We start from the raw sequence: 6,000 nt of genomic DNA on the forward strand, positions 1-6,000 counted from the left end.
CGTCTCGCCGCGCGATCGGCAGTGGGATCCACCGCGTTTCCAGACCGGCGGGTCCGAGCCGCAGCCGGCGATGTTGCACTGCGGCGCGCGACGTTCGATAATGCCGGGATGAGCAAAACGAGCCGACGCGACATCATCCTGGCGCTTGGCGCCTTGGGCATCCTGCCCGGCGCAGCGCGCGCGCAGACCCGCACGCGGCGTCGGGTGCAGCCGGGACGCGGCAAGGTCGAGCCCTTCTCCTGGGACTCGCTCAAAGCGCGCGCCGCGGCGCTCGCCAGCCAGCCCTATCGCGCGCCCGCGAAGGTCGCGGCGGCGGAGGCGATCGATTACGATGCGGTCGGATCGATCACCTACAAGCCTGACAGGACGTTGGCGGGGGGGATCCGGTTGTTCCCGCTCGGCCGTTACGCGCCGACGCCAGTTGCGATCCATATCGTCGAGGGCGGGCAGGCGCGCGCCGTCGATTTCACCCCCGACCTGTTCCAGGCGACCGCTGGCCACCATGCGGCGCTGGGGCTTGCCGGTTTCCGCGCGGTTTCGCCGGACGGCAAGAGCGACTGGATGGCGTACATCGGCGCGTCCTATTTCCGCACCGCCGGCTCGCAGGATCAATATGGCCTGTCCGCACGCGGCATCGCGATCGACACCGGGATCGACGGCAAGGAGGAATTCCCCGCCTTCACCGCCTTCTGGATCGAGCCGAACGGCGCGCAGGCCTATACGATCTATGCGCTGCTCGATGGGCCGAGCGTGACGGGCGCCTACCGGTTCCTCTGTCGTCACACGGCCGGGTCCGGCGCCGATGGCGGCGTGGTGCAGGACGTGTCGTCGACGATCACGCTGCGCAAGGATGTGGCGCGGCTCGGCATCGCGCCTGCGACGAGCATGTTCTGGTACGGCGAGGGCAACCGTGCAGCCGCGGTCGACTGGCGACCCGAGATCCACGATTCGGACGGGCTCGCCATGGCGAGCGGGTCGGGGGAGCGGATCTGGCGACCGCTCGACAATCCCGCCACCCCGACGCTCGACAGTTTCCAGGACAGCAATCCGCGTGGTTTCGGGCTGATCCAGCGCGACCGCGCGTTCGATCATTACCAGGACGATGGCGCATTCTATGACCGGCGCCCCAATTTGTGGGTCGAGCCCAAGGGCGACTGGGGCAAGGGCGCGGTGACGCTGTACGCGTTTCCGACCGCAAGCGAGACGGTCGACAATGTCGCGGCGTTCTGGGTCCCCGCGGCGCCTGCCAAGGCGGGTCAGACGCTGACGTTCGACTATCGCCTGACCTGGGCGTCGCGCGATGCCTCCGTCGCGGCGGCGGCGCATGTGGTGGACACGTGGCGCGGTGCCGCGGGTCGGCCCGGCTCGGCCCCCACCGCGGGCGCGCGGAAGCTCGTCGTCGACTTCGTCGGTACGACGCTGGCCGGGCTCGACCGGTCGAGCGGCGTGACCGCGCAGGTCGACGTCGGGCGTGGTCGCGTGCTGGCCAATGCCGCCTATCCCGTCGTCGGCCAGCCCAATCGCTGGCGCGTCACCGTCGATATCGAGCCCGAGCGGGGTGCGATCGCCGATGTCCGGCTGTATCTGAAGCGCGGCACCCTGTCGCTGAGCGAAACGCTGCTGACACAGATCGGGGCCTGAGATGCCCGACCCCGCCCCCGACGCCGCCCCTGACCCTGGCGCGCCGCCGGTTTCTTCGCGCGATGCGGCACGCCAATTGCCGCCCGATGCACCGATCGCGATGCCCATCCAGGATTTTCGCGCGATGGGGGCGGGCGGGGGACCGCTAGCGGCAACGGATGACGCGATGGGTGGCGCCGCGAACGCGCGCAGCGTCGTGACATCGCCCGAGGGGATGCTGTCGCGGCGTCTGCTGCTGTTCCTGCTGACCAGCCTGATCGCGACCACCGCATCGGCTGCGGTGCAGGATTCGCTGCTCGGCGACGGAATCGACCTGTGGGACGTCGCGTTGCTCGCATTGTTCTTCCCGCTGTTCGGCTGGATCGCGTTCGGGTTCCTGACCTCGCTGATCGGGTTCATCCTGCTGATGACGGGCATGCATCCCGGGTTCGTGCCGGCACCACGCAACCGCGGCAACCTGATCGGGAAGACCGCCGTGCTCGTGCCGATCTACAACGAGGATGTCGACGCGGTGTTCGGCCGGATCGCGCGGATGATGCACGACGTCGACGCAGCGGGCGAGGCAGGCAGTTTCGCGTTTTTCGTCCTGAGCGACTCGGGCGAGGATGCCGAGCCGCGTGAACGCGCGGCCTGGGCGATGCTGGCGGCGCGCTCGCAGGTGCCGCTGCACTACCGGCGGCGGACCGCCAACGTCGCGCGCAAGCCCGGCAACGTCGCCGATTGGGTCAGCCGGTTCGGTGGCGCCTATGACCATATGATGATGCTCGACGCGGACAGCCTGATGAGCGCCGAGGCGATGATCGGCATGGCGCAGGTCATGGAAAGCCGACCGTCGGTCGGGTTGTTGCAGACCGTCCCGACCATCTACGGCGGCACGACGCTGTTCCAGCGCTGGATGCAGTTCAACAGCCGGCTTTACGGGCCGATCTCGACCGCCGGGCTGGTGTGGTGGTCGGGTGCCGAGGCGAGCTTCTGGGGGCATAACGCGATGATCCGCACGCGCGCCTTCGCCGAGAGTTGCGGTCTGCCCGTGCTGCCGGGCGCTGCGCCCTTCGGCGGGGCGATCATGAGCCACGACATGGTCGAGGCGGCGCTGCTGCGCCGGCGTGGCTGGGCGGTGCACCTGATCATGATCGACGACAGCTATGAGGAGTTTCCGCCGACGCTGATCGACATGGCGGTGCGCGACCGGCGCTGGGCGCAGGGCAATATCCAGCATCTGCAGCTGCTGAATTCGGATGGCTTTCACTGGGTCAATCGGCTGCAGTTGCTGATCGGCGCCTCGGCCTATATGACGTCGCCCGCATGGCTGGTGCTTATCCTGACGACGATCGCGCAGGCGTTCGCGGGGGAAAGCAAGCTGGTCGAGGCGACGACGTCTGCACGCGTGCTGGCGATGACGGTGGTGCTGCTGTTCGGGCCCAAGCTGCTCGGGATCATCTGGGCGGTGTCGGACACGGCGCGGCGCGAAGCGTTCGGCGGCGCGCGTGCGATCATTTCCTCGACGCTCGCCGAGATCCCGCTGTCGATGCTGTCCGCGCCGATCATCATGCTCACGCAGACGATGGACCTGATCAGCATCTTTCGTGGGCAGCCGTCGGGGTGGAACCCGCAGAACCGCGACCGCGACGGGCTGACGATCCGCGCCGTCCTGCCGCGCTACCGGTGGCATCTGGTCGCGGGCGTGGCGCTGCTCGCGCTGTCGCCCGCCGTGCCGGTGACCGCGCTGTGGCTGGCGCCGGTGACGCTGGGGCTGTTGCTGTCGCCATGGCTGGCGAGCTGGACCGCGAGCAATGCAGCCGGCGAGGCGGCGACGCGCCATGGCCTGTTCCAGGTACCGCGCACCGGGATCGACCAGTTGCCCGCGACCGAGGCTTCGGCGCTGCGGGCGATCGCGCACTAGCCCGCCGTGGCGCCCCGCGGGGGGGTGATTGTCGGTCGAAATCGGGCGGGCGGTGTGTCCGGCCGATCGGCGGGACGGAATAAGATGGTGCTGCCGGTGAGGATTGAACTCACGACCTCAGCCTTACCAAGGATGCGCTCTACCACTGAGCTACGGCAGCACTCGCCGACATCGCTGCCGGCGGAGTGGGGCTAAGAGACGAGGGCGGCGCGATTGTCAAGGCACGGTGCGGCAATATAGGGCGTAATTATGGATATGCGGGATCAGAAGGCCGCCGAAAAGGCGGAGCGAATGGCGGCGGCGCTGCGCGAGAACCTGCGGCGGCGCAAGGCGCAGGCGCGCGCCGCCGCGGCCGAACCTGCGCAGAAGGCTGCGACCGAAGACTAGGGCGTCAGCCGATCGGCGCACATTTTTCGCGCAGCCAGGCCAGATCGTCCCCCGTCATCTCGGGCGACAGCGTCTCGAACACCTGCGCGTGATAGGCGTTGAGCCAGGCGAGCTCGGGCTGCGTGAGCAGCGAGGGTTCGATCAGCGTGCGCTCGATCGGGCAGAAGGTCAGGGTCTCGAAGCCGAGCATCTCGCGGTCCGCGCCCGGAATGCTGCGCGGTTCGATCAGCAGCAGATTCTCGATCCGGATGCCGTATTCGCCCGCCTTGTAATAGCCGGGCTCGTTCGAGAGCATCATGCCGGCACGCAGCGGCTCCATCGCCGCGCCGCCGGGATAGTTGGGCGAGGCGATCCGCTGTGGCCCCTCATGCACCGCCAGATAGGCGCCGATGCCGTGGCCGGTGCCATGCGCGAAATCGAGGCCGGCTTCCCAGAGCGGGCGCCGCGCGAACGCGTCGATCTGGCCGCCGAGCGTGCCGTCGGGGAAGACCGCGGTCGCGATCGCGATATGGCCCTTGAGCACGCGCGTGAAGCGGTCGCGGATCTCCTTGCCCTGTTCGGGTGACAGTGCGCCGATCGGCATGACGCGCGTCACGTCGGTCGTGCCATCGGCATATTGCCCGCCCGAATCGACTAGATAGAGCTGGCCGGGCTCGAGGGGGACGTTCGACTCCTCGGTGCAGTGATAATGCGGGCTCGCGCCGTGCGCGCCGGTCGCCGAGATCGTGTCGAACGACGTGTCCTTCAGCAGCCCGGTCGCCTCGCGGAAGGCGAGTAGCTTGGCGGTGGCGGACAATTCGGTCTGGCTGCCGTCGGCGCAGTCGGTCTCGACCCAGCGCAGGAAGCGCGCGAGCGCGGCGCCGTCGCGGACCGACGCGGCGCGGTGGCCGGCAATCTCGACCGGGTTCTTGAGCGCCTTGGCGAGCACGACGGGATCGCGCAGCGCGAGCACCTTGGCCCCGCCCGCGGTCAGCGCGTCGGAAATCGCGGCGACCGCGCGTTCGGGGTCGGCGGCGACGCGCTTGCCCGCGAAATTGCATAGCGCGGGCTGGAACGCGGCGCGGTCATGGACGCGGACCGCATTGCCGAGATGCTTGCGGACGGTGTCGTCGAGCTTTTCGGGCGCGACGAACAGGTCGGTGGTGCCGTCCGCGCCGACGATCGCATAGCTGAGCGCGACGGGGGTGTGGCTGACGTCGTCGCCGCGGATGTTGAGCGTCCAGGCGATCGAATCGAGCGCCGAGAGCACGACCGCGTCGGCGCGCTGTTCGGCGAGCCAGTCGGCGATCCGCGCGCGCTTCTCGGCGGACGAGGCTCCGGCGAACGCGTCGGGCTGGATGGTGATCCTGGCGGGCGACGGCGCGGGGCGGTCGGTCCAGATCGCGTCGATCGGGTTGGCGTCGACCGCGACGAGCTCAGCCCCGCGATCGGCGAGCACCGCGCTCGCTTCGGCGACCCAGGCGCTGGTGTGCAGCCACGCGTCATAGCCGATCCGCGCGCCCTCGGCGACGTGGGTGCCGAGCCAGGCGGCGACGCTGGTCTGCGGCACGGGGGCGTATTCCCAGTGATCGCCGTCGACCTGTTCGCGGACCTGGAGCGTGTAGCGGCCATCGGTGAAGATCGCGGCGCGGTCGGCGAGCACCGCGGCGCTGCCCGCCGAGCCCTGGAACCCGGTCAGCCAGCCGAGCCGCTGCGCATAGCCGCCGACATATTCGCTCATATGCTCGTCGGTCAGCGGCACGACGAAGCCGTCGAGGCCGGCGGCGGCGAGATGGGCGCGGAGCGCGGAGAGACGGTCTGCGAGCGGGGTTGCGGGTCGGGCGGGCGTCGGAGGGGTCATGGGGTCTCTCGTCGGGGCATAAGTTGAGGACGTTGACGCGCTGGACGCATCGCGGTCCGAGTTCTCACGGGGTCGTCGGGCAGATCGGTGCTCGCATGAGCGGGGATCGGGACGGGGCCGTGACAGGGCATGGCGCGCGTTGTGACAGAAACGCGGCGTGTAGGACAGCGGGCTTTGCTTGCGGGGGGCGGGCAGGGGGGGGCGTTGCCACCCTACCACCCTCCGTGCG

4 protein-coding genes and 1 tRNA gene are annotated in these 6,000 nt (G+C 69.4%); 3 read left to right on the forward strand and 2 right to left on the reverse strand.

Annotated features, from left to right (window positions below; translation table 11 throughout):
- The first annotated feature begins 108 nt into the window (after positions 1–108).
- The gene (locus AC0CH3_RS17070) at positions 109–1,641 is read left to right on the forward strand and encodes an OpgD/OpgG family glucan biosynthesis protein (RefSeq protein WP_354303508.1); all 1,533 of its coding nucleotides are present in this window, start codon (positions 109–111) and stop codon (positions 1,639–1,641) included.
- Between the two features lies 1 nt (position 1,642).
- Positions 1,643–3,544, forward strand: coding sequence for a glucans biosynthesis glucosyltransferase MdoH (gene mdoH, locus AC0CH3_RS17075; RefSeq protein WP_354303506.1), 1,902 nt, complete (start codon positions 1,643–1,645; stop codon positions 3,542–3,544).
- Positions 3,545–3,629: 85 nt separating this feature from the next.
- Here the strand turns inward: mdoH and AC0CH3_RS17080 are convergent.
- Positions 3,630–3,704: transfer RNA gene (locus AC0CH3_RS17080), tRNA-Thr, on the reverse strand.
- 89 nt (positions 3,705–3,793) lie between these two features.
- On the opposite strand from AC0CH3_RS17080, the gene AC0CH3_RS17085 reads away from it, so the two are divergent.
- Positions 3,794–3,931: a hypothetical protein gene (locus AC0CH3_RS17085; protein WP_354303504.1), complete on the forward strand. Its 138-nt coding sequence runs from the start codon at positions 3,794–3,796 to the stop codon at positions 3,929–3,931.
- 4 nt (positions 3,932–3,935) lie between these two features.
- Here AC0CH3_RS17085 and AC0CH3_RS17090 read toward each other — a convergent pair whose 3' ends face one another.
- Positions 3,936–5,771 (reverse strand): aminopeptidase P family protein, encoded by a 1,836-nt coding sequence (locus tag AC0CH3_RS17090; protein ID WP_354303502.1) that lies wholly within the window; start codon positions 5,769–5,771, stop codon positions 3,936–3,938.
- Positions 5,772–6,000 lie beyond the last annotated feature (229 nt).

This window comes from Sphingomonas sp. AC449 (genome assembly GCF_979253475.1).